Source organism: Faecalibacterium sp. AF10-46, assembly GCF_003604105.1.
Taxonomy (GTDB): Bacteria; Bacillota; Clostridia; order Oscillospirales; family Ruminococcaceae; genus Faecalibacterium; species Faecalibacterium taiwanense.
The window spans coordinates 40,251-66,096 of sequence record NZ_QVGY01000008.1; the positions used below are offsets into that span (position 1 = coordinate 40,251).

Genomic DNA, 25,846 nt, shown 5'->3' on the forward strand with positions numbered 1-25,846 from the left:
CTGTTTTAATCAGAATCTTCATATTCGGTCAAGCAACTGCGCTTCAAGGCCAGAAGGCGAGCATCTACATAGGTTCCGCTGTCAATACGAATCTTTTTGGCAATGCTGAACTCAGAGAGCAGATGCTCACTTTGCAAACGCGAAATAACATCGGGTGCACTATATCCCGGTGCATACTCATGGAGCAGAGACTTCAGCAAAGACCCTTTCAGAAGGAAAGCATCCTTTTTTTGGACGATGTCCCGGTCAGGGTCATAGCTGGAATCGACCTCTTCATAGCGTATAAAACGAATATCACCGGCTTCGCTTGCCGAAAAGAGTGCCTTGTGTAAAATTTCCTTTGCGTTGCAATCCAGCGAGCTGTCCCATTCGGATAAGCAATTATTGATGTATGCCTGACAGACCTCGTGTGTTGTTTGCGCTGAATCCGGCTGCTTAAGGAGTTTTAATGCCCAGCAAAGAACAGCGGATGAAACGCTTAGAAGCGCGATTTCATTCCGAAAGGCGCATTCTTCATCCAAGGAACCTAAAGCAGTTGTGTAGGATCGCTCAACGATGCGCTCAAAGGCATCTGGGTTGTGCTCAACAAGGGTACACAGCTTGCTAACAATTTCTGCCAGAGGCAGCGCGGCTGTATGGCTTTCCTCGTGAGGCAAGAACAGACAGTGCTTCTGCTGCAACTCAGTAATGCCGTTCGTAGATACGATAAGGCATAGCGGAAAACGAGGCTCTGTTTTAGTCCGCGTAATCAGCGTTGCAAAATTCGTTTTTGAACGATAGTCGCCAACGGTAGCTGTGAGCATCGGATCGTCACCGTAGACTGGTAACAAAGCTGCGATACTGTACTGACCAAGCATCTGATCAAATTGCTTCGGCTTGTTGTCAACCGTTAACCTTATATGAAGAGGGAAATCGTTGCCAGATATTGCAAAAAGGTATTTACCACCATTGAACTTGTCCGACATTCGTGTCTTGAGAACCGCCAAAATCTTTATTAGGACTAAGGGGATGGAGGTGCTTAGCAACGGGTCAGAGCAACAATCCTCTTTATAAGAAGTATAAATCCAGCGGTCGTCCAGATGAAACCAACCAATAGGCGGTATCAAGGCGGTTTGTTCAGTATCCAAGATGAAGCCTAAAAAACCAAAAAGTAAATCTAACTGCATCTTACTGTTCTCACTATAACAACAGCTTCCGCCAGCGGCGATAAACGCTTTATAGAATGCTTTAGCGGTGAATTTGTCTTTCTCAAATAACAGCCGGATTACAATACCGCGAGATCTTTTGAAAGATATCCCGATGAGATGTACTATTTTGCCATCAACGGCATACTCCTTGATTAAGATAGCGTGAAAGTCGTAACAGGTGGTGAGGCGTTTTTGGACACTATATTTATCGCCGGGATACCGAGTTTTACAGATTGCCGGACAACCACACTGGTCAACAAAGTATGAAACTGTGTCAAAGCGGTTAAAGGCTTTTTTGTACGCCTTTAGTTCCTCTTTTTCAGAAGAATTTACCCTTTGCAGGAGTAGCTTATCTTTCTGCTGGAACGGTTTGTCCTTTGCTTTCAAAAGAGATTGAACGGTTTCTTTGTCAAAAAACTGGTTGCCGCAGTCATCAAGAAAGCTGATGGCGGGAATCGATTCCTCTTGAACCAGAGGATAAGGATTTTTAGAAAATACGCGATAATTCGACATGCTCATGATTCTGAGCCCCTTTCATTTTGATGACATAAGCATATCGAAACTGTGCCTTGAAATCACTAGGAGAACTATCGAAAAAAATAAAAATATTTTGGATATAGTTTTACTTGAAAACGGATGAACATTGTGCAAGGGAGGAAATGCAAGATGCCTGACCGGATGAGCAATATTGTTTTGTTTGAAACGGAGGAAGAAGTAAAGGCGTATAAATCAGTACTTGAAAAGTGCTATGGAATGAATGTGGAAGTCTATGTAAGGTGCCTTCAAGAAAAATTTCCAAAACTGGAAGAATGTAGCATTGAAAGCCAATCAAGAGTCATTGTGATAAAAGCATTGACAACAGCATGGCTTGTTACAGGTATGCAGCGGACAATTGATCAAAAAAACTTAAGTCAGTGTGATGCGGAAAGAATGATTATGAGCAACACATTGGCGTGTGTTGCATTGTCAATAAAATATTTGTGCGCTCCCCAAATTGAGTTTGCTCAAGTTATCAGGGAAATACTAAAAAAAGATTTCGGCGGAGTGTCAAAAAATGAATCTGTAGAAGAATATGTAAAAAATTATAACGAGAATAGAGAGCGGCTTATAGGATCTATAGATAAAGACGCTTTGTTCTGTCCACCGATTTTATATGCGCCAAGCACAGATGAAATCAATGGTTTTGCATTATCAATTACACAAAAACTAGTTGAAAGAATAGGAATATATTTTCCCGAAGAAGTTGAAAAACAAAAAAGCAAAAAAACAGAAGATGAAAGTGATGTTGTTGAGTTTGCAGCAAAAATGAAAAGCTGGAGATCAGCACGGAAATCATATAAAGATGTACTAAGTACACAGTTGAATGGACTCTACAGAAAAATTATTGAGAATGCTTATAATGCTAAGAAACATAGAATGGAAGGAAGTTCTGTAAGTGAGAGGGTCGTAGCTTACTATGCGGAAGAATCTATATTTCGCTATGATACAATTTTGAATGCTTCAGAAAATTTATATAATGCTCTTTTGAATAAAGACTTTAGTTATCAAATGCTGGAAAAACCAGTTAAAAAGACGATTCAGAGACCGATAGCATTTTATATCCGAGAATTTGACCAGGTGGAGTTACTCGATTCAGAAGATACAGTATTGCAGTTTTGTGATTATATGCGGACTGTGATGTTCTTGATTATTGAGGGAATAAGCTGGTTGGAGACATATGATTCCAGAATAGAGTGTGCTACTAAGTTGATTTGTGATTATATTGATAGAAATTTTGAAAGACTTTTTGGAAAAGCATATGATAGTTTGGAAGGGAAAGGCGCACAAGACAATAAGGCTCATAAAATAAAAAAATGCCCATCGAATCGGGTGTACATATTGAATTTTATAATTGAATTGTATTCAGTGAATAATCGATACTACAAGAATGGCTGGGCGAACAGTTACGGGTGGTTTATCAAACAAATTGGATTGGATCTTGGGTATAAAAATTCAGAGTTGGAGATTGAGGATGAGTCGATGATGTTTTCGGAAAGAATGTATGGGATGAGATATGATCCAGAGAAAAGAAAAATAAAAAGATGGAATCCGAAAAGTGAAGAGGGAGAATGGCAAGATATCTCGGCAGAGGTGATAAATCAACTTGCAACCGAAATATATAAAGAGTGTTATTATGGCATGTATGGATCAGATAATGACAAGGAATTCATGTGTCGTAAAATATGGCGAAAAAACGTGAAGAACAATATATGCGGGGACTTAAAGTTCCTTGGGATTGACCTCGCACCGGAAGAACTAGAAAAATTAAATGATGAGAGCGATTATCCAGAAGGATATATTGAAGGTGTACTGTGGGCACAAAAGCAAATTGATGAGGGCGGTGTCTTTTATAGTGTCTTCGGATGAAGATTTGCTGAAGGAGGAAAGTTGATTTTGACTCAATTGACATAGTGCGATTAAGAGCATGTAATCAAAGGGGATTTTCGACATATTCAGAAAAAAATTAATTCAAAGTGCTCTAAAATTCCGGGCAGAGGCAAAATTTCAGAGCAAAATTTTTCTAATTGTCGAAAATGCTTCTGTTGAAAGTAAATAGGAGATAACGAAAGGGGCGATCACGCAAGTGGTCGCCCTTTCTCTGTATCTGGTATGATTTGACCTTCGGCAACATTATAGTAACTCACAAAAGGAGGATTTGCCGTTATGTTTGATTGCTACGACACTCTGATAACCCCAGAAGAAGTTGCCGATATGCTGGGATGTGGTATGAACACCACCTATAAGCTATTGAAGTCAGGAAAGATAAAGGCCATGAGAATCGGCCGATCCTGGAAGATCCCCAAGAGAGCAGTGCAGGAATATATTATACAAGAATCCCACCTGAAATCAGTTGGGTGGTAACATGAAAAAGCCCACATGGATGATGTTCCATGTGGGTTTTCTATTGCCTGAAAGTAGTGCTTGATGGAGTGATGTACATACGGGTAATCCAATGTTAATGCTAAATAATGTATAGAGCAGAAGGAAGGTGAAAGTTAATCTTTATTAATGACACTAACATTAGGATAAAGCGGCTGAATGGAGTAGTTGTAGTACAAACAGTCGCACAAGAGCAGCCGAATGTGTAGTGTATATACATTTGGCTATTCTTGCTAGGAGGGGGAGGCGGATGCCGTCATAAATAATATTTTATTCTATAAATTCTCATCTGTATTTTCAATGATATTAATTTATCTTTATGAAATATATGAATAGAAAGAAGGTGCTTATAATGGGAAATATCTTTAGTATACGATTGACAGATGAAGATAAAATTCATCTACAACAGAGAATGAATGAAACTGGTAAAAATGCCACAGAAGTATTTAAGAGTGCAATCTATTTTACTAAAATAGATGCAGACCTTGTTGATGAAATTATATCTAATATTGGATATTATGCGAGTGAAAAAGATCTGGAAGGGATAAAAGAGGAGGTTCATAGATATGTGTTATATCGAACTCAAAAATGATAAGTATGAAACTTCGGAGGACTTAAAACATTTATTGCAATATATTCTTAGATTAGATAAGACAGCAGAAGATAGTCAAAGAACGAATACTATAACAAATACCTTGGCAGGTTGTCAGCCAGCGATGATTCCCAATGAATATTTGTGTGATCCGAGTTCAGTTTATCATCTGATGCTTTTTGAAGTCAGGAGAAGACATAAAGGTATTCCGCAGTTTGCAAAACACCGCATTGTTTCCTTCGCAGCAACAGATTGTATTTTGCCACAGGATGTAGTATCTCTAGCAGAAAGAATAGCAAGTATCTATGCGAAGAACGGTTATATTACAGCCTATGGAATTCATGCGGATAGATTTAATGTACATATTCATTTTGCAGTTTGTGCAGTATCGTTTCAAACACAGAATATGTTTCATATTCAATGGAAATCTGAGTGGAAGATGCTTGTAACGGTAACAAATCAATGGAAATCTGAGTTTGACGAGATGCTTCAAAATAATATCCAAATGAGACAGTCAAGAGAAGCTGCATTGTATGGCGATGATATCGTTCGATACGGAAGCATTTCTCTGACAGCAAAAGGTCAAATGAATCAGAACAAAAAATCAAAGCGCAAATAAGAAGGGAGAATACAATGGATAAGTTTGATGAAAAAGTTATCGGCTACGAATCTACGAAAGAGATTCTGCGTCAGATTCTGGATATTCTAAAAAGACCGGAGGTTTATAAAAGAAAGGGCATTTCTATTCCAAGAGGGCTGCTGATGGAATCTGATCCTGGTCTTGGAAAAAGTCTGCTGGCATCTATCCTGATGGAGGAATCTGAACGAAAGCCCTTTGTTTTTCGTAAAACCAGTCAGGAAAACAGTTTTCTGGATGAATTAAGGGCTGTATTTGCTATGGCAAAGGAGGAAGTGCCTAGTATACTGCTCCTAGAAGATTTGAACCTCTATGTAGAATCCACCTCTCCCTATGCGCCGGAATGGGCTTGTCTGCAAGCCTGTATTGATGATGCAAAGGATACAGATCTTTTTGTGATTGCTACTACTAACGATACAAGGTATATGCCACCATCCCTGTTGAGACCGGGTAGATTTGATTATGTAATCTATCTGCAACCTCCGATTGGAGAGAATGCAGAGAACATTGTCAGCTACTATCTCAGGGATAAAGATTTGGCGGAGGATGTGCTGATTCCAGATATCGTCAAGGCTATGCCCAAGGTAAGCTGTGCTACACTGGAAACGGTAATGAACCTTGCTGCGCTGAATAGTGTCTATCAAGGTCATGAGCACATCCAGAAGGAAGATATCATAGAAGCTCTTCTTCAGGTGGTATATAAACTCCAAAAAACGGATAAGGAAACCGACTCCACAGAGTTGCAGAAGATTGCAGTACATGAAGCAGCCCATGCAGTGGTCGGAGAAGTTCTTCACCCCGGAAGCATTGGAATTGTCACGGTTCGCGGAAGCCAAGGTGTGATCGGTGGTATGGCAAATGGCTGTGCTACTTATGCACAAAATGAGGAGGAATTTCTGGATGAAGTGACCAAAACATTGGCAGGCAGAGCGGGTGTGTCTCTGATCTATGGTGTTATGGATATTCAGGCATCGGCCGATATAGAGCAAGCAGATAAGCTCATGGATATTTGGCAGTGTCACTTTGCAGGAGGTGGCTTCGTAGGAATTGAATCAGGGGATAACAGAATGTCCGAGCAGAGACTTTCTTATAATGAAGCCATCAAGTCAGCAAAACTGGAAGAACTTTACCGAAGAGCATATAAGATTCTTCATAATAATAAGTATTTTCTGCTTGCTGTGCAGCATGGTCTTCTGGAACATGAAACGCTTCTGAACAGTGACCTTACAAAAATTCGGGAATCTTGTATCTAAAACCTATTATTCAAAATGATAAAACGGTCAAGTCCTTCATGGGCTTGACCGTATTTTGCTGCGGAATAGTTGAATTTTATCTTATATAAGAAGCTACAAAAACATAGTCCGTGAGTGAGACGCGCGTGTCGAAAGTGAATTTTTGCAAGCGCCCCTGTAGCACACCCATTCTGAAAATGGGTGTGCCGTGAGAGGGTGCTCGCGGAAATTCGCTTTTGACACAAGCGGCTCACGAGCGGAAAAATTTATTCCGTTTCCTTTATATATAGGAAGGAACGCAGCATTTGAGAGACCGCAGTTCTTTGAGCAGGAGAGAGTTTAGCCCAGAGATCAAGAAGTTCCTTCTGGTCGGAGGTTAAGTAAACAGAGTCTTCCTCCTGAAAGAACTGGGAAAGCGAGATACCAAGGCCGGAGCAGATTTTCTCAAGAGAAGCTACATTGGGTTGAAGATTCCGTCTGCGCCATGTAGAAATGGTAGATTGTGTCAGGCCAGAATTTTCTGCGAGGGCATACTCAGACCAGCCACGGGAAAGGCGTTCCCGCTCAATACGGCCTAGGATATCAAATGTGGGCTTCTCTCGTTCCATGGTTTAGCCTCCTTGGATAAATCGTAGTGTGTACTTACGATTTTATTGTGATAAGGCTTGACCGATAATTGTATAAGTCGTATACTTTAAATAGCAAAAATCATATTACTGGCATCTAATTTGGGTGATATGATACAAGAAAGAAATCGATTCGATAAAATTTGTGGTAAAACATTCTGAAAAAATGATATGGTAGACACTCCCTGTCCATCTTCGTTGCTATAATGGGGCTGAACCGAAGAGGAGGACAAACCAATGGCAGCAGATACCTTAAAAACGACCCGTGTGCTGGAACTTTATCAGGATTTTCTTTCTGGCAAGCTTATCAACAAGCAGGAAGCAGCAGAGCAGTACTATGTGAACGTCCGCTCCATCCAGAGAGATATTGACAGCATCAGAGATTTTCTTTCAGAACAGTGCGCTAAGGAAGGCATTGTAAGAAAAATCGAGTACGACAAAAAGGAAAACGGATACCGTTTGGTCACACAGGAAATTGAGCAGCTTTCCAAAGGTGAAGTGTTGGCCCTATGTAAGATTCTGCTGGAAAGCCGTGCCTTCACCAGAGAACAGGTGGAAAAGCAACTGCAAATTATCCTGAACCTTTGTGTATCGCAGAGGGAAAAAGCAGACATTGAGTGGTTTATCAGTAATGAGCTGTTCAACTATCACGACCCGGCTCATGCAGCAGTTGACCCGGACAATCTGTGGATGGTGGCACAGGCCATCCGAAATCAGTCGGTGATGGAAATCGAGTATCAAAAGCTGAAAGACCACCAGATCGTAAAACGGACGGTTGAGCCGGTGGGGCTGATGTTCTCAGAGTATTATTTCTATCTCATGGGTATTATCACAGACAGCTCCACAAGAGAGGCTTTCCATAAAAAGAACGATCCTTATCCCACCATTTATCGGCTTGATAGAATCCATTCCGTCAGGGAAACAGGAGAAAAGTTCTCTGTTCCTTATAAAGACCGTTTCAAAGAGGGCGAGTACAAAAACCGTACTCAGTTCATGTTCGGCGGTGAGCCGCAGACAATCCACTTCAACTACTACGGCCCATCGGTGGAAGCTGTGCTGGACAAGTTCCCCATGGCAAAAGTTGTAGATGAAAAAGAGGGCGTGTGCTCCATTGAGGCAGAGGTGTTTGGCACCGGCGTAAAAATGTGGCTGCTCAGTCAGGGCGGCAAAGTCAAAGTGACTGCGCCGGAAACACTGGTGCAGGAGATGAAACAGGAACTTGAAAAGATGGACGATTGGTATTAAGGAGGCTGTCTTACGAACAAGGAGAGCGAATAAAACTAAACTGCGAAATGTACTGAAAGGAACACACTTAGAAATCAGGAGGTAAAAGAAAATGGCTAAAACTATCAAGTTCAATCTGATCTGTGACAACACACCGGTACGGACTATTGAAGACCTTCAGAACAATTTCTCCATTGAGGATGTGCTGGACTATTACCGCAATGGTCTGCTCTGCCGCTGGCTGAAGGTGCGTGGCTACGAAGAAGAGCTGAAAAAGGTGGAAGAAATCCGTTCGGAAGATTCCATGGGTATCATCAAGGAGCTGATTCAGATTTTTGAGATTCCCTGCGATCCGGCAGAAGTAGAAAAGAGCATTTACATCCTGAAATATAAGGTGGAAAGCGAGATCGAGAACGAGCAGTACAAACAGGAAAGTTATAAGGTAGAAGGCATCATTGAAGACTATCAGCAGGGATATCGGAGCCTGCTCAATACCATTTTCGAAAACCAAAATGATGCTGCGCAGATCAAGGCGGCTATTCAGGAGATCGTAGAGAAATACAAGTGGGTGCTGCAATATGATTACCGCAGGGTTTTAACGGAATTGACTGACCAGAAGATGCTTCTGGCTGTCATGTGCTTCCTGATGAATGAGCAGGCGCGTGAAGTTTGCTTTGCACCCGACCCGGAGAATCTGACCTTTCCGGCAGGCTCTGACAACTATGTGCTCTATGAAAAAATTAAAACAATGCTGGGACAAAAAGAAATTATGGAAACACTGGGTGACAACCTGAAATCCTTTTCTGGTGTTACGGACGGCTATTGGAAAGACCTGAAGCCGAAGGGACAGAAATACATGCTGCTCAGTATTGTAGACGGCGACTTTGCCCGTTCTGCTGGTGTGATCGGCGGAGATCTTGGCAGTGCTCAGATCAACGGAAAATTCCCCGTTGTAGACGGCATTGACTATAAGAGCAACTCTTCCATGCGCACCATGCTTTACATGGAGGTGTAAGGATGAAACGCAGTGCAGAAAATATCCTGGCTTCCTACATTGACGCGCTGCACCCAATCATTTACATTAATCACTTTGATTTCAAGGTGATCGATGCGGCAATTGCGCACGTTGGGCAGGGTGCAAAATATGTGGAGTTCAACAATGCGCTTGGACTTGTGGACTTTAAGACCAAAAGCCCCATGAAGGATTGCTCTCTGGAAGAATTTTTGAAGTTGACCATGGATGATGGGTTCGAGCAGCAGACCTTCCTTATTCTGAAGGATGTCCACCGGGAACTGGATAATCCCAAAGTAATTGCGTACATGAAGCGCATTGCGGAAAACAACCTCTATAACGAGAATTACAGTGCTACGATTTTTATTATCTCTGAAGTGACGGTCATTCCGCGTGAGCTGGAAAATTACATTACGATTTTTGATATCCCGCTGCCGACCATTGACGAAATTCGGGGCATTATTCGTGCGTTCATCACAGATATGGAAATTGAGGTGGATGCTGACACCATTGACGAAATTGCCCTTTCGTTCAAGGGACTGAACGAGTTCCAGATCCGGCAGATTCTGACGTTGGCGTATCAGGACGGTGGCTGTATCACACGAGGAGATAAGGCTCTGATCCTGAAGGAAAAGGAGCAGTTCATCAAGAAATCTGGCATGTTGGAGATCGTTAACTTCAGTGAAAGCATTGAGGACATCGGTGGTCTGGAAAATCTGAAAGACTGGCTGTACCGCAAGGCGTTTATCTTCCGGGAACTGGACAAGGCCATCAAGTTCGGTGTGGATGTGCCAAAAGGCATTATGATCATCGGTATGCCGGGCTGTGGTAAGAGCCTGACTGCCAAGGCAACGGCAAGTCTGTTTGAGATTCCGCTGGTGCGTCTGGACGTGGGACGGCTGCTGGGCAAGTATGTAGGTGAATCCGAAGAGAATATGCGGAACGCGCTCAAGCTTTCGGAGGCCATCAGCCCGTGTGTGCTCTGGATCGATGAAATTGAAAAAGCCTTTGCCGGTGTCGGCGGCGAGGGCGGCGGCAACGATGTGACTACACGGTTATTTGGTCAGTTCCTGACCTGGATGCAGGAAAAAGAGAATACGGTCTTTATTGTGGCGACCGCAAATGATATCTCCCGTCTGCCGCCGGAATTTCTGCGTAAAGGCCGCTTTGATGAGCTGTTTTTTGTGGATCTGCCCAATGGAACCGAGCGCCGGAAGATTTTGGAAATTCACTTGAAAAAGCGCAAAAAGTGGAATGAGAACATTGATTCCATTGCACTTATCAAAGAAACAGAAGGCTACAATGGCGCAGACCTGGAAGCTGTGGTCAAGGATACCATTGAACGTGCCTTTATCGAGGGCAGAACGACCATTACCACGGCCGATCTGATCCGCTCCATCAAGGACACTAAGTCCATTTCCTGCACGCTGAAAGATAAGATCGCCAGCATCCAGAAAACTGTGGAGAAGATCGATATCAAGCCTGCCAGCCTGGACGACAAGAAGGAAAAAGAACCGGACCCCTCACAGGCGTATGTGAAGGCTGCAAAAGCAAAAGCGGAGCCGAATCCCTGGCGGGCGTGTGCGGAGGCCGCAAAGGTAATAGCGGAACCGGGAGTAAGAACGGCTGCGAGCGTCACAAGCGCAAAGTGCGGGATCTATGCTAAAATGTTTGGAGAACTGACGAAAGAGCAGAAAGGGAAGCAGCAATGAAAACGGTTGTGCAGCCCTATGATGAAGAAGTGGATGTGACTGTTCTGGAAGTGGATATGCCGGAGCCGGAACTGCTGGAACAGAAAACCGGTTCACCGGAGGTCACACCGGAGGACTGGGAAAAGGTCAAGCCGATCTACACGGATTTTATGCAGAGCTATACCAGCCACCCGGAACAGCCGGTGGAGCAATGGCTGGGTGGAAAGCTGCAGGAATATCTGCCGGAGGAACCTTCGGAAGAGATCCATAAGATGACGGACGAGATCGTTACCACCCTGCACCGGAACGAAGCGATGCACCAGTCCCTGCAAGAAGCTGTTGCCAATGGCCGCAGCAGGGAGAGCTGGTTTGCCGCGCAGACCCAGAAATCAATTTCGGCAATGTCGGCGCAGGAAGCCTCGGTCTATTTGGCTGGGTTGGATAAGGCGCTGGATACAGCTAACGAGCAGCTTTACCACACCATCAACACCAAGGCCGGTGTGCCCAGCCAGAACCCGAATCTGGACGGGTATATTGCGGAACAGTACCATGCACAGACTTTTAACCTGAATGCCGAAGCAACAGGAAGCGAATATCGTGCTAAGGTGCTGGAACCGGATGGTGCTTACGGAAAAAATTCGGTGGATGTCGTCATTGTAGATGGCGAAGGCAAAATCGTCAAGCGGTATCAGTGCAAGTACGGGCAGGATTCCCACGCAACGGGGGAGATGTTTGAAAAAGGGGACTACCGTGGCCAAGGAAAACTGATCCCGGACGGACAGGAAATCGAAAAGAAATCGTCCAATGTCATTGAAGCGCCGGATGGAACCACCAGCAAGCCTCTGAGTAAGGAAAAAGCCAAGCAGATGCAGGAAGAGGCCCAGAGCGGCAATTGGAGTGAACTGAACTGGAACGAGTATCAGGTCAAGGATCTTGCCATGGGCATCGGCAAACAGGCGGGTGCAGCAGCACTGCAAGGGGCTGTGATCGGTGCAGGTATGACTGTGGCACAGAAGGTCTGGAACGGAGAAGAAATCGACGGGCAGGAAGTGGTGGAGGCTGCTCTGACCGGCGGTGCCGACTTTGGCGTAAAGGCAGCAACGGCAGGTGCGCTGAAAGTGGCTTCAGAAAAAGAGATTCTCTCCGTGATCCCGAAGGGCACGCCCGCAGGCACTTTTGCAAATATCGCATACGTTGCGGTGGAAAATGTAAAGGTGCTGGGCAAGGTTGCCACTGGGGAGCTTACCCTCCGGGAGGGTTTTGAAAAAATGCAGGAAACCACGGTGTCAACCGTGGCGGGCTTGGCCTCCATGAGCAAAGGTGCAGCGATAGGCGGCGCTGTCGGTTTGGCATTCGGTCCGGTCGGTGCAGCAGTTGGCGGTTTTGTCGGAGGAACCGTTGCCTATATGGCTGGCTCCAAAGTGGGTGAGCTTGCGGTAAAAGGAGCACGGAAGGCTTTTGAAGTCGGAAAAACCGTTGCGAAAAAAGTTGCGCAAACAGCCGTCGATATAGCCTCCTGTGCGGTCGAGCATGTTACTGAATTCTTCAGCAATTTAGTGAGCCTTTTTTGATTTTAAGAATTCGTTTTTTGGGGTGTAGAAAAAAAAATAAACAGTGCGGGGTGACATGATGCCACTCCGCACTGTTTTGTTTAGGTAAAGGACTTGAGCACTTCTTTCAGTGCTTCACGCTGTTCAGGGGACAGACGGGCCAGAATTTCTAAAAACTCTTGCTGTTCCTCCAAAGTGAGCCTGTTCTCCGGCTCAGAATGATTTTGGCGGTTCATAAAAGATACTTGCTCCTTTCGGCAAATCCTGTTCAGCCATCAGTTCAACACGAATCTGACGTTTGTACTTATAATAGGTATTCCGGGCAAGACCGATGAGTTTCATGCACTCGGCATCGTCAAGTGTGCCGCCGAAGGTCTTACAATGGGTGCGGATGATCTGCTTGGCTTCTCTGGCTTTTTTCGTTTCAAATCCAACACCCTTTTTGCGGCCAACCTGCTTGCCGTTCAGCCGGGCCGTCAAAAGTCCCTCACGGGTGCGCTGGTGCAAATCGGCAACTTCTTTTTCGGACTGCTCAAAGGCCAGCTTGATCTGCTCCTTTGCCAAGGCCATCAGATATTCGTTGATGCCCTTCAAGATGAAGTCCACATTTGTCCCGGTCATGGCAATGCTGCCGGACAGGGCTTTTTTGTAAGTTTCGGTATCAATGTGATGCTCTTTCAGGAATACCAGCCGGATGCCCTTATGGTAGAGGTCTTCGTACAGAGCAAAACCTTCTTCTGCATTTCTGGACATCCGGGACACCGAATCGAACACCACCGTATCTCCTGCTTTCAGAACCCGGTAGAGCTTCAGCCACTCTGGGCGAAAGATAGACGTGCCGGTATAGGCTTCCTGCACGATATGGGCAGTTGGGTATTCAGCCTTGATGTTGCGGATCTGACGGTCAATGCTCTGCTTTGCCGTAGAGATGCGGCAATAGCCATAGATGTTCATGCGTCTCCTTTCTGGCTTAAAGATAACGAGCGACATTTTTAAGACTGTGTTTTGCACCTTGAAATGGTCTGAAAACGGCTGATTTTGATACAAAACTGTCCACACGGCATCTTTAAGACAGTTTTTGGTGGCCGTAGACAGCCATAAAATCGGAAATGGTGGTACACGGCTTATGGTCGGTGGTGCCCTCGCCCTCCAAGGGAGAATAATCCCAGTCGGTTTCCTCGTCAATATATCGCCGCCCATCGTCCGGCAGTTCCAGCGGCTCCGCAAGAACGATGGTGCCCCAGTGATTGACCATCACAAAGGGTGCGATTTCGCAAGGGATGCCCCGGCACTCATCATCATGCCGGACATCGTAGGCGTACAGACCATCCGGGACGGTATCTCTCCTGATGCGGATGCTGGTGAACAGTGCAGGCTTTCCGCAAACCGTGATCTCTTCGTAGTGCTCGGTCATTGCATTAAAGGTCATAAGGCGTTCCTCCTTAAATTTCAATGATAAAAGCTCTAAACTTCTCTTTGTAGAAATCCATTGCACTCTGCGGCAGGGAAGTCAGATTCCCTTCGTTGTCACATCCGGCCAGAAATCCCGACCCGGCAAGAACATCGGCTCCATCCCACAGCGGACGATTGAGCGGCAGGCCAAGCAGCTTGCCTTCATCATTGCAGACCAGTGTGACCGCTGAACCGGTGTCACTCAATGTGATGCATTCGATCAGTCCGCCTACAAATTTCTGCATGGCTTCAAGGGTGTTGTCCAGCTCGATCTCCTTTGGCAACTCCATTGGCAGGAGCGCAAGGACTTTGATTTTTTGCTCTTTCATCGTAAAATCTCCTTATGCCACGTTTAACCTTGTAGCCTTATAGCAGTCAGCGCACATTCCCTCATGGGTGGCGGCAAACTCTGCCGCCTGCATGATGGAGCCATCCTTCAGCTTGACCCTCTTGATGGGCTGATTGCACCGGGTGCAAATGCAGGGCACAGGCGGCTGTTCCTGCTTCGGGGTAGCGGATTTCGGTTTCGGCTGCTTTTGCGGTTCTGTCTCCGGCTGCGGTGCAGCATCTTCCGGCAAATCCTCTCCGGCGTAGACATAGAGACCAAGGCCGAACATAGCAAGGTTCTTCACTAAGCACCGCATGATAGCTTTATTCACATCGAACATGGAGGCTGCTTCTACGGTGCGCTCTTCCATGCCGATCTTTTCACGGCGGCGAGTCTGCGGATTGTAGTCCCATTTCGGGGTGGTATAGGTGTAAGGCACAGCTTTCATGGCTTTGTTTGCGCCATCCAGTACAGGCAGCCACATTTCATGCGAAACGCCCTCAATCGTGACCGAGGTGTACACCATGAAGCCTGTTATGGGGTCATAAACATAGGGGAGGCCGTTGAATTTCTTGACCTCATAGCTGGCAGAAGGATACAGCTTCTTCACCTCTGCCCAGGCATACGCCCAGCTTACATATTTCAGTTCCGTATTGCCGGATTTTTTGACTTCCAGATGATCTTTGAAGTCGATAGCAAATAATTTTACGAATGGATTTTCCGTAGCCATAATAACCCTCCAAGAAAAAAGGCGGCAGAGAAGTCACTTCCTGCCGCCATATACAAAGTTTTATGCCGCATGAACGATGGTGAACCTGCGGCTGCTTACATTTTTGCTGTACTGGCTGAAAATGTCTGGTTGCTCTTTCCGCAGACGTTGGGAATCCACCCGTTTGCTTTCGGAGGACACCCACGATACCTTATAACCCGGTGCTGTGCCATAGGCAGCATCCTGCATTTTCAGCTTGACCTGTTGCTCGATAGCCGTTTTCTCCTGTTCCATCTGCTCGATTTGGTCAGAAAGCTCCTGCCGCTTATCCAGAAGTCCATGCAGAGCACTCAGGTCAGCGGTCTTATCCCGGTTGTCTACCTCATACATCTGGTTGATCTGCTGGGTGTCACAATCGCAACCGTTGGGTGCAGGGGGAAGCCGGGGCACAACATGGTTCGTCCAGAAAAGTTCTTCCTTATCAATGAGATCAGAAAGCACCTGCTTATCCGTCACGATCTTGTGGATCACCAGCTCTCTGCCGAAAATCAGAGCCGCCATATACCAGCAGTCGAAACCGCTGACAGCCAGATAGTGGTCAACCTGCGCCAGATAGTGAGCCGGGATTTTCCCATCAGCCCACTTGTCCGCAGAAAACGGTGAAACCGTTTTGCACTCCAGCCCTGCTTTCTGCCCAACAATCAGGCGGTCAAAGTCTGCCAGAAGCAGCGGATGTTCCTCGCTCTGGTAAATGGCATTTGCACGGCGCACCTTAAACCCTGTTTCTTCGGAGAACCGCTGTGCTACATAATCCTCCAAGTCACGACCCTGCCGCATGGCCTCGTTGTCGATATATTCAATGGTATCGCTGATTTTATCGTGGTACACCTGAAATGCAGAACGGTAAGGATTCAGGCCAAGAATAGCCCCGGCATCCGTGCCGGTAATGCCGCACTTACGGTAACGGAGCCAATCTTCTTTGGTCAAATTCAATGTAGATACAAGCCTTTTCATGCAATGTTCAACCTCTCTTTCATCTGTTCTTCTGCTATAGAGAAATCATATTCCACCAAGTCCTTGATAATCGTGGAAAACTCATCCACCAAGGTACGGTCATCATCCAGCCATAGGGCATACAAGAAATCCAGAATATTCCGCTGCACCCGGAGATGGTTCCAGAAACGCTCGTCCATCTGCTTTTCGGTGTCCAGCGTAATCAAGGCACTGACGATAGTGCTTTTCATCGTGATCTCGTATGCTGTAGTACAAGTCGGCTTCGGGAAATCGGCTTCAATGCTGTTCAGGAACTCAGAAAATTCCCGGACAACCCGGTTGCTCACATCGTTCATACGTCCTCCTTTATGCTGCTGCCAGCACCATCTTGTAAGCCTTGTCGATCATGGGATTGCCCTCTGCGGTGCGCAGGAACAGATTTTCGTTGTAGTTGCGAGTTTTACGGATGGGATCTGCATGGGTGGCAAAGTCGGAAACAGCGTTCACGAACCGCCATCCATTCTTGCCGACCCACTCCAGATCGGGTGCATTATAATAGCGAGTCTTCAAATCTTCCTGCAAGCGCAGGTTATTCTTCCGCTGGCCATCGGTTAAGTCTTCCGTGATGGGGAAGAACTCGTTGATGAACTCCTGCACCTTGCGGTCAGACAACTTGATGGTGGTCAGCTCATGGATGCCCTTGCCCAGCTCCCCCATGTAGCTGTTGGCAAGCTGTAAGGTTTCACGGGCATCCTGCACACGGAGCAGAACATTTTCAGTGTGGCGGGCAGTCCAGATGCGCTTTGCCGTGCCCAGAGCCAGATTTAGGGTGTTCTGGCAGACCACTCGAACCGGGGTCATAGCGACTTTTACACCAGAACTGCCATCATGGCTGTTGAAGAACACAAGATACGGTGTCACTTCGTCTCCGGCGATGATGTACTTTTCGGGCAGCTTTGCCAGCATCCAGACCTTCTTGCCGCCCTGCAAAGAACCGGCAGTTTCATAAGTAACGCCTTCGCCCAACAGATCGTCGGTGAACTGGAACGCTTCTTCGTTCTGCACAATGCGGTAGCGGTCAGATACGACACCAAGCACGGCATCATCCGTGCTGCGGATGTTAGCCCGATAACCGGGAATCACAGCACCGGCACCAGAGTAGATATTGCGGCTCTCCACCTGCCAATCCAGACCGGCCAGCTCCAAGGCCTCACGGCTTGCAGGGGCATCCATCACGATACGGCCAAGGCCGTGCCAAGGGGTTTCGCGGACAGAGAACATAGTTTCAACGTTTGCAGACATAGTAAAGTCTCCTTTTTGATTTGTTTTTGTTAGTTTTTCTTTTCGACTTCTTCAGCAATCAGAACGAGAACATCGATCAGCACCGTTCCAACTTCTTTGATGATTTCGGGCCAAAAATCCATTGCGTTTTTTCCTTTCTGCGCTGTTGCGCTTTAAAATACGATGGTAATAATGATAGTGATGGTGCGAAATAACAAAAATGCTCACCTCCAGACATAAAAATAGCCCCTGAGTCTTTCGGCTCAGAGGTTTCGGATTCACGATTATTATATCTGGGTGAGTGGCTTAAAAAATAAAAATTTATAATAATTAAATTATTGATGCACAGGAACCGAAAGTTATAATACTATTCTTTTTTGGTGCTTGGTGCGGCATGAAGTGTACGAAGACGAGTAAAGGAAACATTGTGTGTTTTTAGAAAGTTGTCCCAATATATTGACTTTTGTCCCAAATTGATTTACAATGTAAGTACCATTAGTCTTGGAGGGATTTCCATGAAAAAGAAGAACATTATAAATTTGATACGGTATCATTCTGAAGGTAATGAAGCGGGTTTTCGAAGTGAGGCATATGAGATTGCAAAAGAATTTGACCAAGTGGGCGATTACCAGTTGGCGGAGTACATTATGGCACTTCTCTCAAATGCCAACACGTTTGTTCCCCAAGTGAGTGATTTGTCATCTGGCTTTTTTGAAAAGGTAACTGTTGGAAATTCTCCTCTTCCTCTTCCTGAATTGATCGAACAAGATGTAATGGGCATGGTCAATGCTATTAGTCGAAATCTTGGAATTAACAAATTCCTGTTCCAGGGTGCTCCTGGTACAGGAAAAACCGAAACGGCTAAGCAAGTTGCACGGATACTGAATCGCGAACTATACGCCGTAGATTTTTCTGCCGTGATTGATAGTAAACTTGGACAAACACAGAAGAATATTGTTTCGCTATTTCGTGAAATAACAGAATTTGCCCATCCAGAAAAAGTGATTGTGCTATTTGACGAAATCGATTCTATCGCATTGGATAGGACCAATTCGAACGATCTACGTGAAATGGGACGGGCTACATCCACACTACTCAAAGAATTTGATAGATTGGATGACCGCGTTGTTTTACTTGCAACGACAAATTTATTTGACCATTTCGACAAGGCTTTAGTCAGAAGATTTGACTCGATTATTGACTTCAATAGGTATTCACAGGAAGATTTGGCGGAAATTGCGGAGGTTTTGCTTAATGACTTCCTAAACAAGTTTAAATGCACAGGGAAAAATATCAGACTATTCCGTAAAATTGTCAGCCTGATGTCACCCATCCCTTACCCGGGTGAACTAAAGAATATCATCAGAGCGTCTGTAGCGTTTAGCAATCCTTCGGACGAGTTTGATTATCTTAGACGCTTTTATAAAGCTGTGTATACCGAACCGATGGACATTCATGTTATGCAATCGCAAGGATTTACTATGCGAGAAATAGAAATTTTAACCGGAATATCAAAGAGTCAAGTATCTCGAGAATTGAAGGAGGACTAAATGAATAGCATACTTCAATTAAAGGGGCAGTTCGAGCACCAGAGCGGAAATTCTGGGGGTGGAAAACGAAATATTCCTGTTGGCAGGTTTGTTGAGTCTGCTCATATCCTGAGCTTAATTAACGATTTGCGCTCTTTGCAGACTTATTGGAGTGAGCATACTTTAATCAAGGGTGCGCTTATTAGTGCTTATTATACAAGCGTGGTTGCAAAGAGTAACCGAATTCGGGGTCTTTTATGCCGTGGTGCTTCTGATCCTAATGACTCCATTCGGGGCGCTAAATTTGCCGGAGAAGCACCTCATATCCAGCATGTATTCACATACTATGTTGGATTAGATATCATTACGGAAAGCATCATAAGACTAGTTGCTGCCAAAGAAATTGTAGAGCACGATTATAATGGCAGAATTTCTCATAAAGATATTGAAGCTCTAAACAACGGCCACAAGCAATACAAACACTCGGCTCGTTTGGCAAAGACAAACTTCGTGAATGTAGTTGTGGATGCTTTTTATGTTCAAAAATTTTCAGTTGATTTTGCAGAAACAGACGAAGAAAAAGATGCAATTGTCACTCTTTATCGTACGGACGTGAAAACAGAAGACGTGTTTCGCGCGATTGGTATTGATTACCTGAATGCAAAGAAAATTGATGAAAATACGGTGCTTTTGCGGCCAGATGAAATTGCGTGCTTAAAAGAAAATGCACCATATCTTATAGCTATGAAGGTTCGCGATTTGAGAGAAGTGCCGCCTGAAGAAAGCATCGCAAGCGATCCGCATATTGTTCAAATACCGGAACCAAAGCAGGAGCCTATTATTGGAGTAATCGATACGCCATTTTGTGAGGATGTCTATTTCAAAGATTGGGTTTCGTATGAAAGTATGCTTGGGGATGGCATAGAACTGGATGCACGTGACTATACGCATGGCACAGAGGTTACATCTATTATTGTAGATGGCCCAACGATTAACCCTATGCTGGACGATGGGTGTGGGCGGTTCAGAGTGAAGCATTTTGGCGTTGCCAAAATGGGTAGATTCAGTTCCTACACAATTCTCAGGTCGATTCGTAAGGCGGTTTCTCAAAATCGTGATATCAAAGTATGGAATCTTTCCCTTGGATCGATACTGCCAATAAAGCCGAACTTCATTTCTCCAGAAGCTGCGGAACTTGATAAGATTCAAAGCGAGTTTGATGTTGTGTTTGTGATTGCAGGAACCAATGGCAATCCAGATCAGAAACCGATTCCCATAGGGGCACCAGCTGATTCGCTAAACTCGTTGGTTGTAAATTCTGTGACGCTTGAAGGAAATCCGGCTTCGTATCACCGCGTTGGTCCGGTACTTTCGTTCTTTCACAAACCAGATGTTAGCTACTATGGTGGAGATATTGGTCAGCCTATGCATGTATGTACGCCAACTGGCGAAGGCTTTGTAAAGGGAACTTCTTTTTCTGCTCCATGGATAGCCCGCAAGATGGCTTATTTGATTTGCACATTGGGCTTTTCACGTGAGATTGCAAAGGCACTAATAATTGACGCTGCGGCAGGGTGGAATCGAAAAGACGATGTCTCATGTTCTATTGGATATGGAGTTGTTCCTCAACGAATTGAAAATATTGTCAAAACAGCAGACGATGAGATACGTTTTGTTATGACAGGGACAACTGATGCATACGAAACTTACACGTACAGAATCCCTGTACCAATTTATAAGGATAAGCAACCATTCTATGCTCGCGCGACACTCTGTTACTTTCCAAAATGTATGAGGGATCAGGGAGTCGATTACACAAGCACAGAAATGGATATTCATTTTGGCCGAGTTGTGGAAACGAAAGGAAAGGCATCTATCTCGCCGATCAACTCCAATTCTCAAGGAGACGAGGGCGGAAAACATCTTTATGAGCCTGAGGCACGCCAATTATACCGAAAGTGGGATAACGTAAAACTTATAAGCGAAGAATTGAAGGATCGAGCTGTCCCACGAAAGGTATATGGCGCAGGAATGTGGGGGCTAAGCATTAAGACGAAAGAGCGTCTAAAGGAGAAAAATGGCCGTGGGCTTTCGTTTGGAGTGGTTGTTACCTTAAAAGAAATGTATGGTGAAAATCGTATTGACGATTTTATTAAACTATGCATGATGCGAGGATGGGTGGTCAACCGTATTGATGTTGAAAACCAGATCGATATTTACAATAAGGCAGAAGAAGAAATCGAATTTTAAAAGGAGGATAGTTATGAATCGCAAGACAAGTAGCAGCGCTATGGCATCAAAGGCAGCAAGGGCACTGAATAGCAATGGCTCTTCAAAAATTCAGAAGTCGCTTGCGGCTAGTGTCCTCTCACAACGTTCGACGTCGAAACAAACCGGGGCAGCTATGGAGGATATTGCATCTCGTGTGCTGCAAAGCAATAAATATTCAAATGAAACAAAGAGCTTTGCAGCTAGCGTTCTTTCACAGTCAAATGTAAAACGATAAAATAGTTGTGTAGAACAATACCTGCGTATATTAAAAGGATGCAATCTCATGTGAGAAGTGAGATTGCATCCTTTTTGGTGACAAAATCCTTAATAAGGGATTCTGAAGTAATCCATGACGGCCTTGAACTGATCCTGCGCGGTCAGGCAGGTATCCAGCAGATAACCTTGTTCCGACTTCCACTCATGGAGACCACGATAGTAGAACATTTTGAGGTCATCCGTAATAATGAACGGAACAATATTGTTCCGCAGGCACTCCTTGAAGAGCAGAAGCCGCCCGACACGGCCATTTCCATCCTGAAACGGATGGATGGATTCAAAGGCGTAGTGAAATTCCAGCAGGTCTTCCAGCGACTTGGCAGAATTTTGATTGTACGCAGATAAAAGCTCTTTCATCTGTGGGGCAACCAGTTCTGGCGCAGTGGTGCTTCTGCCACCGACCTCGTTCGGAAGTTTTTTATATTCGCCAACGGCGAACCAGTCCTTGCGGGAATCGCTGGTGCCGCTCTTCAGGGTAAGGTGCAGCTTTTTGATGAGAGCTTCGGTGATGGGCTTCTTGGCATCCCGGATGACTATATCAATGCATTTGAAGTGATTGGCTGTTTCGACTACATCATCCACATTGACAACACCATTCTCCATGCCAATGGTGTTGGTTTCGTAGATATACCGTGTTTGGTCATGGGTCAGACGGCTGCCTTCAATGTGGTTTGAGTTATAGGTAAGGTCGATCTGAATTTTGTGGTAGATTCCACCTTTCACGTGCCCGGCCATTTCATCTTGCAAAATATTGAGCAGGGTACGAGGTGCCGGTTGCTTTTTGTTGACGCGCTCTGGACGCTCTGCATCCTGCGGAATGTTCCATGTCTTGCCGATAAGGACTGCCCCCGGAATCTTGCCGGTAGCACAGTAGTTGCGGACAGTGCGCTCTGAAACATTCCATGATTTTGCCGTATCAGCGACAGATCGATAGTTCATCGGAACACCTCCTGTAAGATGATTATATCATTTTATCGGCAAGAAATCAAATAAACAAATGCGTAAAAACTAAAATCTTGCCGATGTAAATAATGTGTATAAATTAAAATATTGACATCATGAAAGAGAATGATTATAATGAAAATGAGGGGAAGTGAGACTGTGAAAGAGGACTTCAAGACACAGATTTTTGATATTTTCGGTACGGTGGATTTAGAGCAGCTGCGGGCAATCGCGCAGAAAGTACAGCTTATAGAAAGTGAAAAACCACATAATGAACGCGGCGCAGGACGCAAAAACAGCCTGACTCCGCAGCAGTTGGCAGAGATGCTGGCTCTGCATCAGCAGGGAATGGGAGCAACGGAGTTGGCGAAAAAGTACGGCATCAGTCGACAGACGATTTACAAGCAGCTGGAACGTGCGCAGAACTTCAGTAATGACCCGAACACCATGCTGCGCCTCAATTATATGAACCGGAATGATCTGTGTACGACAATTGATGTGGATTTCAAGCACGAAAAGATCAAAATTAAAAATTATACGGACAAAATTCCACTCAGAGCGTTTGGCGTGGTTGAAAACCCAACATGGGAAGATTTTCAGTGGTTTTTGAAAGACCGCTGCTTTCCTGAGACACGGGCGCATCTGAAATGGGTGCTGAGTGATGTGGGAGTACCTTTCTATGATCCGCTTATGATTATTGAAAAGACTAAGGGAAAGATGGCAGAAGATCAACAGTGGATTGAAGTGATCCATAGAAAGGCATCGTAACAAGGTGAATTATGGAAAGCATTGACCTGAATAAGATTCCAGTGCAGGAAACCGAGGGACACACATCAAAAGGAAACCAGTTGAAATGGAAACTGGGCGATCAGTGGTATAAAGCCGACCACATGGGCTATGAGGGACTGTCTGAAGTTCTGGTTTCCAGATTGCTGCACAAGACGGAACTGAAATATCCCTTTGTAGAATATCATCCGGTAGAGATCGCTTATAAAGGGCAGAAACTGCTGGGATGCCGCAGCAATAATTTTCTGAAAGAAAACCAGAAGTTGATTCCGCTGGAAAAACTTTATCGTCAGAATACAGGCAGGAGTTTGGCGCTGAGCTTGGTAGAATTTCCAGAAGTTCCAAATAGAATCCGATATACGGTGGAACAGGTTGAAAAGTACACGGGATTGCATGATTTTGGAAAATATCTGACGGCAATGCTGGAATTGGATGCATTCTTTTTGAACGAAGATCGTCATACGAACAACATTGCGGTACTGTATGATACCGAAAAAGACTGTTATGAACTCAGTCCGATTTTTGATCAGGGGCTTTCTCTATTGGCTGATACCAGCTTTGATTTTTCGTTAGAACAGCCCTTGGAAGATTGCATAAAGCGAGTGGAAGCGAAGCCCTTCCATTCGAGTTTTGTGCAGCAGGTGGATGCTGCGGAAGAACTGTATGGTATTCAAATTCACTTCCACTTTGGGATGAAAGTGGTACAGGAAGAACTTAAAATGTTGAAAGAGGGCTATGCGGAGGAAGTCATTATGCGTGTAGAGTGCCTTCTTCGGGAACAGATGCGCCGATATGCATACCTGATGGATTGAATCAACGAGGAAGAAGCCTAATATATAAGCCACATGAACAAAAAAGAATGGCCGCCTATGGAAGGAGAAAGATTCTCTTGATCCATGAGCGGCCATAATTTTTTCTGGTTGTGTGGGATTAAAGCGGAGAATGCACTCACCCTTTACTCACCCTTTTGCCGTGAAGATGCAGTAAGATGTACAAATCTACATAGAGACGAAAATGACATAGAAACGATGAATGTGGAGATATATGAAGTGGTATCAGGATGCATTGCAGGCATTGTAAACTCCGATACCTAATTTCATTTTTATTATACTCCTTGCGAAAAAGATTTTACGCTGCGGTAAAAAGCGATATTATAACAGAATAATTGTAGCACAATGGACGTTTTTTCTCAATACTCACTTAAGTGGAAACGAAAAGCCGCCCGTGGAAAAGCAGTGCTGCTTTTCCACGGGCAGTCCTTATGATTCAGGTTGTACGGGTCTTACTTGCAGATGGCAAGGGTGCCGGACGCGGTCTCCTCAAAATGGCTGGCGTAGAATTCCTCCATCAGCCGGATGAGAGAAACGATGTCCCGGGCACCGGCGGTCTCGTAGCAGGAGTGCATGGCCAGCTGCGGCAGGCCGATGTCCACGCAGTTCATGGATACCTGTGCCATGGCAAGGTTGCCCAGAGTGCTGCCGCCGATCTTATCGGAACGGTTGGCAAAATACTGCAGCGGGACACCGGCGCGGGCGGCAAGCTCCTTTGCCACGGCCATGCTCATGCCGTCGCTGGTGTACTTCTGACCGGCGTGGACCTTGACCACAACGCCCTCGTTCATGTAGGTGCAGTTGTTCACATCGGTATATTCCGGGTGGTTGGGGTGCACGGCGTGGGCGTTGTCGGCGCTGAACATGAAGCTGGAGGCCACCGCACGGTGGAAGTCCTCATCGCCGGGGCAGACGTTCTGCGCGATGCGGTGCAGCACGTCGTACAGGAAGGTGGAAGCCGCGCCCTGCTTGGTGCCGGAACCCACTTCTTCGTTGTCGAAAAAGGCGGCAACATTGATGGACTGGGCGCTGTGTGCTTTCAGAAAACCCTTCAGGATGCCGAACACGCACTGCTGGTCGTCCAGACGGCCGGAGGAGATGAACTCCTCATTGCAGCCCCAGACGGCGGCCTTTTCGCGGATGCAGAGGAACAGGTCACTGCCAAGGATCTGCTCTTCTGCGACCTGCAGCTCAGCGGCGATCAGCTTTTTCAGCACGCCTTCCTCGGCGGCACCGCCCAGCAGGGGCAGCATATCCACCTGCTTGTTGTAGGAAGCCTTGTCGTTGACCTCGCGGTCCATATGGATGGCCACGCTGGGGATCATCAGCAGGTCGCGGTCCAGCGTGAGCAGGCGGGAAGTGATGGCATTGTTCTCCTTTATCAGCACGCGGCCTGCCACCGACAGCGGCCTGTCCATCCATGTGGAGCAGATCATGCCGCCGTAGCCCTCGGTGTTCAGCTTGGTGTACTTCCGGCCCATGTGGATCTCGGCGTTTTCCTTGATGCGGAAGCAGGGGGAATCCGTGTGGGCAGCGGCCACGTTGAAGCTGTAGTTTTCCAGCTGTTCTCCCATGCGGAATGCAAGGATGCTGGAGCCGTTGCGGCAGACAAAATAGCTCCTGCCGGGTTCCAGCTGCCACCGGCGGCTCTCCAGCAGCTCGGAAAAGCCCTCCTTCAGCAGGATGTTCCGGACGGATGCAGTGGTGTGGTATGCGGTAGGATTGCCGTCAATGAAGGACAGCAGCTCCTGTACTTCTTTTTCGATCATTGGAAGACCC

General features: G+C 45.7%; 26 protein-coding genes. 14 read left to right on the forward strand and 12 right to left on the reverse strand.

The features are described 5' to 3' along the window. Window positions 1-5: 5 nt before the first annotated feature. Complete coding sequence (locus DWV57_RS09540) at window positions 6-1,706, reverse strand: hypothetical protein (protein ID WP_120020633.1); 1,701 nt, start codon at window positions 1,704-1,706, stop codon at window positions 6-8. A 147-nt stretch (window positions 1,707-1,853) separates the two neighbouring features. Between DWV57_RS09540 and DWV57_RS09545 the strand changes: the two genes are divergently transcribed. From DWV57_RS09545 to DWV57_RS09565, 5 genes are all read left to right on the forward strand, one after another. Further along, window positions 1,854-3,593 (forward strand): hypothetical protein, encoded by a 1,740-nt coding sequence (locus DWV57_RS09545; protein WP_120020634.1) that lies wholly within the window; start codon window positions 1,854-1,856, stop codon window positions 3,591-3,593. Between the two features lie 297 nt (window positions 3,594-3,890). After that, window positions 3,891-4,088: a helix-turn-helix domain-containing protein gene (locus tag DWV57_RS09550; RefSeq protein WP_120020635.1), complete on the forward strand. Its 198-nt coding sequence runs from the start codon at window positions 3,891-3,893 to the stop codon at window positions 4,086-4,088. Between the two features lie 370 nt (window positions 4,089-4,458). Continuing rightward, window positions 4,459-4,698, forward strand: a complete 240-nt coding sequence (locus tag DWV57_RS09555; protein WP_243112336.1) for an antitoxin — start codon at window positions 4,459-4,461, stop codon at window positions 4,696-4,698. Further along, on the forward strand, window positions 4,673-5,317 hold the full coding sequence (locus DWV57_RS09560) for a relaxase/mobilization nuclease domain-containing protein (protein WP_120020637.1): 645 nt from the start codon (window positions 4,673-4,675) through the stop codon (window positions 5,315-5,317). Before DWV57_RS09555 ends, DWV57_RS09560 begins: the two co-directional genes overlap by 26 nt. Before the next feature lie 14 nt (window positions 5,318-5,331). Further along, window positions 5,332-6,588, forward strand: coding sequence for an AAA family ATPase (locus tag DWV57_RS09565; RefSeq protein ID WP_120020638.1), 1,257 nt, complete (start codon window positions 5,332-5,334; stop codon window positions 6,586-6,588). Window positions 6,589-6,833: 245 nt separating this feature from the next. Here the strand turns inward: DWV57_RS09565 and DWV57_RS09570 are convergent, their stop codons facing one another. Next, entirely contained in the window at window positions 6,834-7,175 is a 342-nt protein-coding gene (locus DWV57_RS09570; RefSeq protein ID WP_120020639.1) for a helix-turn-helix domain-containing protein, read from the reverse strand. A 255-nt stretch (window positions 7,176-7,430) separates the two neighbouring features. Here DWV57_RS09570 and DWV57_RS09575 point away from each other — a divergent pair, with 255 nt between their 5' ends. From DWV57_RS09575 to DWV57_RS09590, 4 genes are all read left to right on the forward strand, one after another. Then, on the forward strand, window positions 7,431-8,438 hold the full coding sequence (locus DWV57_RS09575) for a WYL domain-containing protein (protein ID WP_120020640.1): 1,008 nt from the start codon (window positions 7,431-7,433) through the stop codon (window positions 8,436-8,438). 91 nt (window positions 8,439-8,529) lie between these two features. Next, the gene (locus DWV57_RS09580; RefSeq protein ID WP_120020641.1) at window positions 8,530-9,432 is read left to right on the forward strand and encodes a hypothetical protein; all 903 of its coding nucleotides are present in this window, start codon (window positions 8,530-8,532) and stop codon (window positions 9,430-9,432) included. 2 nt (window positions 9,433-9,434) lie between these two features. Then, on the forward strand, window positions 9,435-11,141 hold the full coding sequence (locus DWV57_RS09585; protein WP_120020642.1) for an AAA family ATPase: 1,707 nt from the start codon (window positions 9,435-9,437) through the stop codon (window positions 11,139-11,141). Beyond that, window positions 11,138-12,691 (forward strand): hypothetical protein, encoded by a 1,554-nt coding sequence (locus DWV57_RS09590; protein WP_120020643.1) that lies wholly within the window; start codon window positions 11,138-11,140, stop codon window positions 12,689-12,691. The genes DWV57_RS09585 and DWV57_RS09590 overlap by 4 nt, the downstream gene beginning before the upstream one ends. Window positions 12,692-12,771: 80 nt before the next feature. Here DWV57_RS09590 and DWV57_RS14950 read toward each other — a convergent pair whose 3' ends face one another. The 8 genes from DWV57_RS14950 to DWV57_RS09625 form a co-directional block, all read right to left on the reverse strand. Continuing rightward, window positions 12,772-12,906: a hypothetical protein gene (locus DWV57_RS14950; protein WP_279221643.1), complete on the reverse strand. Its 135-nt coding sequence runs from the start codon at window positions 12,904-12,906 to the stop codon at window positions 12,772-12,774. Then, window positions 12,884-13,624 carry a recombinase family protein gene (locus DWV57_RS09595; protein ID WP_207666253.1) on the reverse strand — a complete coding sequence of 247 codons (741 nt, stop codon included), beginning with the start codon at window positions 13,622-13,624 and terminating at the stop codon, window positions 12,884-12,886. The genes DWV57_RS14950 and DWV57_RS09595 overlap by 23 nt, the downstream gene beginning before the upstream one ends. 112 nt (window positions 13,625-13,736) lie before the next feature. Next, window positions 13,737-14,099: an LPD28 domain-containing protein gene (locus DWV57_RS09600; protein ID WP_120020645.1), complete on the reverse strand. Its 363-nt coding sequence runs from the start codon at window positions 14,097-14,099 to the stop codon at window positions 13,737-13,739. A gap of 13 nt (window positions 14,100-14,112) precedes the next feature. Further along, complete coding sequence (locus DWV57_RS09605) at window positions 14,113-14,451, reverse strand: DUF3846 domain-containing protein (protein WP_120020646.1); 339 nt, start codon at window positions 14,449-14,451, stop codon at window positions 14,113-14,115. Window positions 14,452-14,463: 12 nt separating this feature from the next. Beyond that, window positions 14,464-15,180: a DUF1071 domain-containing protein gene (locus tag DWV57_RS09610; RefSeq protein WP_120020647.1), complete on the reverse strand. Its 717-nt coding sequence runs from the start codon at window positions 15,178-15,180 to the stop codon at window positions 14,464-14,466. 60 nt (window positions 15,181-15,240) lie between these two features. Continuing rightward, a complete protein-coding gene (locus DWV57_RS09615) occupies window positions 15,241-16,152 on the reverse strand; it encodes a lambda-exonuclease family protein (protein ID WP_243112337.1) in 912 nt (303 codons plus the stop codon). A 17-nt stretch (window positions 16,153-16,169) separates the two neighbouring features. Beyond that, window positions 16,170-16,508, reverse strand: a complete 339-nt coding sequence (locus DWV57_RS09620; RefSeq protein ID WP_120020649.1) for a DUF3848 domain-containing protein — start codon at window positions 16,506-16,508, stop codon at window positions 16,170-16,172. A gap of 10 nt (window positions 16,509-16,518) precedes the next feature. Then, window positions 16,519-17,454 carry a DUF932 domain-containing protein gene (locus DWV57_RS09625; RefSeq protein WP_120020650.1) on the reverse strand — a complete coding sequence of 312 codons (936 nt, stop codon included), beginning with the start codon at window positions 17,452-17,454 and terminating at the stop codon, window positions 16,519-16,521. A 494-nt stretch (window positions 17,455-17,948) separates the two neighbouring features. Between DWV57_RS09625 and DWV57_RS09630 the strand changes: the two genes are divergently transcribed. Genes DWV57_RS09630 through DWV57_RS09640 form a run of 3 tightly spaced genes read left to right on the forward strand, consistent with a single transcriptional unit; the run spans window position 17,949 to window position 21,468 of the window. Further along, a complete protein-coding gene (locus tag DWV57_RS09630; RefSeq protein ID WP_120020651.1) occupies window positions 17,949-18,983 on the forward strand; it encodes an ATP-binding protein in 1,035 nt (344 codons plus the stop codon). Next, window positions 18,984-21,212, forward strand: coding sequence for a S8 family peptidase (locus tag DWV57_RS09635; RefSeq protein ID WP_120020652.1), 2,229 nt, complete (start codon window positions 18,984-18,986; stop codon window positions 21,210-21,212). Window positions 21,213-21,225: 13 nt separating this feature from the next. After that, window positions 21,226-21,468, forward strand: coding sequence for a hypothetical protein (locus DWV57_RS09640; RefSeq protein WP_207666254.1), 243 nt, complete (start codon window positions 21,226-21,228; stop codon window positions 21,466-21,468). 89 nt (window positions 21,469-21,557) lie between these two features. On the opposite strand, the gene DWV57_RS09645 is transcribed toward DWV57_RS09640, so the two are convergent. Then, window positions 21,558-22,448 carry a DNA-binding protein gene (locus tag DWV57_RS09645; protein ID WP_120020653.1) on the reverse strand — a complete coding sequence of 297 codons (891 nt, stop codon included), beginning with the start codon at window positions 22,446-22,448 and terminating at the stop codon, window positions 21,558-21,560. Between the two features lie 162 nt (window positions 22,449-22,610). On the opposite strand from DWV57_RS09645, the gene DWV57_RS09650 reads away from it, so the two are divergent. Beyond that, the gene (locus DWV57_RS09650) at window positions 22,611-23,219 is read left to right on the forward strand and encodes a helix-turn-helix domain-containing protein (protein ID WP_243112338.1); all 609 of its coding nucleotides are present in this window, start codon (window positions 22,611-22,613) and stop codon (window positions 23,217-23,219) included. Between the two features lie 11 nt (window positions 23,220-23,230). Further along, window positions 23,231-24,049: a hypothetical protein gene (locus DWV57_RS09655; protein WP_120020654.1), complete on the forward strand. Its 819-nt coding sequence runs from the start codon at window positions 23,231-23,233 to the stop codon at window positions 24,047-24,049. 470 nt (window positions 24,050-24,519) lie between these two features. Here the strand turns inward: DWV57_RS09655 and DWV57_RS09660 are convergent, their stop codons facing one another. Continuing rightward, entirely contained in the window at window positions 24,520-25,836 is a 1,317-nt protein-coding gene (locus DWV57_RS09660; protein ID WP_120020655.1) for a M18 family aminopeptidase, read from the reverse strand. Window positions 25,837-25,846 lie beyond the last annotated feature (10 nt).

What these genes read in the sequence shown, in the direction of transcription:
- DWV57_RS09540 (WP_120020633.1), bottom strand. Translation starts at nt 1,706, where the DNA reads ATGAGCATGTCGAATTATCGCGTATTTTCTAAAAATCCTTATCCTCTG.
- DWV57_RS09545 (WP_120020634.1), top strand. Translation starts at nt 1,854, where the DNA reads ATGCCTGACCGGATGAGCAATATTGTTTTGTTTGAAACGGAGGAAGAA.
- DWV57_RS09550 (WP_120020635.1), top strand. Translation starts at nt 3,891, where the DNA reads ATGTTTGATTGCTACGACACTCTGATAACCCCAGAAGAAGTTGCCGAT.
- DWV57_RS09555 (WP_243112336.1), top strand. Translation starts at nt 4,459, where the DNA reads ATGGGAAATATCTTTAGTATACGATTGACAGATGAAGATAAAATTCAT.
- DWV57_RS09560 (WP_120020637.1), top strand. Translation starts at nt 4,673, where the DNA reads ATGTGTTATATCGAACTCAAAAATGATAAGTATGAAACTTCGGAGGAC.
- DWV57_RS09565 (WP_120020638.1), top strand. Translation starts at nt 5,332, where the DNA reads ATGGATAAGTTTGATGAAAAAGTTATCGGCTACGAATCTACGAAAGAG.
- DWV57_RS09570 (WP_120020639.1), bottom strand. Translation starts at nt 7,175, where the DNA reads ATGGAACGAGAGAAGCCCACATTTGATATCCTAGGCCGTATTGAGCGG.
- DWV57_RS09575 (WP_120020640.1), top strand. Translation starts at nt 7,431, where the DNA reads ATGGCAGCAGATACCTTAAAAACGACCCGTGTGCTGGAACTTTATCAG.
- DWV57_RS09580 (WP_120020641.1), top strand. Translation starts at nt 8,530, where the DNA reads ATGGCTAAAACTATCAAGTTCAATCTGATCTGTGACAACACACCGGTA.
- DWV57_RS09585 (WP_120020642.1), top strand. Translation starts at nt 9,435, where the DNA reads ATGAAACGCAGTGCAGAAAATATCCTGGCTTCCTACATTGACGCGCTG.
- DWV57_RS09590 (WP_120020643.1), top strand. Translation starts at nt 11,138, where the DNA reads ATGAAAACGGTTGTGCAGCCCTATGATGAAGAAGTGGATGTGACTGTT.
- DWV57_RS14950 (WP_279221643.1), bottom strand. Translation starts at nt 12,906, where the DNA reads ATGAACCGCCAAAATCATTCTGAGCCGGAGAACAGGCTCACTTTGGAG.
- DWV57_RS09595 (WP_207666253.1), bottom strand. Translation starts at nt 13,624, where the DNA reads ATGAACATCTATGGCTATTGCCGCATCTCTACGGCAAAGCAGAGCATT.
- DWV57_RS09600 (WP_120020645.1), bottom strand. Translation starts at nt 14,099, where the DNA reads ATGACCTTTAATGCAATGACCGAGCACTACGAAGAGATCACGGTTTGC.
- DWV57_RS09605 (WP_120020646.1), bottom strand. Translation starts at nt 14,451, where the DNA reads ATGAAAGAGCAAAAAATCAAAGTCCTTGCGCTCCTGCCAATGGAGTTG.
- DWV57_RS09610 (WP_120020647.1), bottom strand. Translation starts at nt 15,180, where the DNA reads ATGGCTACGGAAAATCCATTCGTAAAATTATTTGCTATCGACTTCAAA.
- DWV57_RS09620 (WP_120020649.1), bottom strand. Translation starts at nt 16,508, where the DNA reads ATGAACGATGTGAGCAACCGGGTTGTCCGGGAATTTTCTGAGTTCCTG.
- DWV57_RS09625 (WP_120020650.1), bottom strand. Translation starts at nt 17,454, where the DNA reads ATGTCTGCAAACGTTGAAACTATGTTCTCTGTCCGCGAAACCCCTTGG.
- DWV57_RS09630 (WP_120020651.1), top strand. Translation starts at nt 17,949, where the DNA reads ATGAAAAAGAAGAACATTATAAATTTGATACGGTATCATTCTGAAGGT.
- DWV57_RS09635 (WP_120020652.1), top strand. Translation starts at nt 18,984, where the DNA reads ATGAATAGCATACTTCAATTAAAGGGGCAGTTCGAGCACCAGAGCGGA.
- DWV57_RS09640 (WP_207666254.1), top strand. Translation starts at nt 21,226, where the DNA reads ATGAATCGCAAGACAAGTAGCAGCGCTATGGCATCAAAGGCAGCAAGG.
- DWV57_RS09645 (WP_120020653.1), bottom strand. Translation starts at nt 22,448, where the DNA reads ATGAACTATCGATCTGTCGCTGATACGGCAAAATCATGGAATGTTTCA.
- DWV57_RS09655 (WP_120020654.1), top strand. Translation starts at nt 23,231, where the DNA reads ATGGAAAGCATTGACCTGAATAAGATTCCAGTGCAGGAAACCGAGGGA.
- DWV57_RS09660 (WP_120020655.1), bottom strand. Translation starts at nt 25,836, where the DNA reads ATGATCGAAAAAGAAGTACAGGAGCTGCTGTCCTTCATTGACGGCAAT.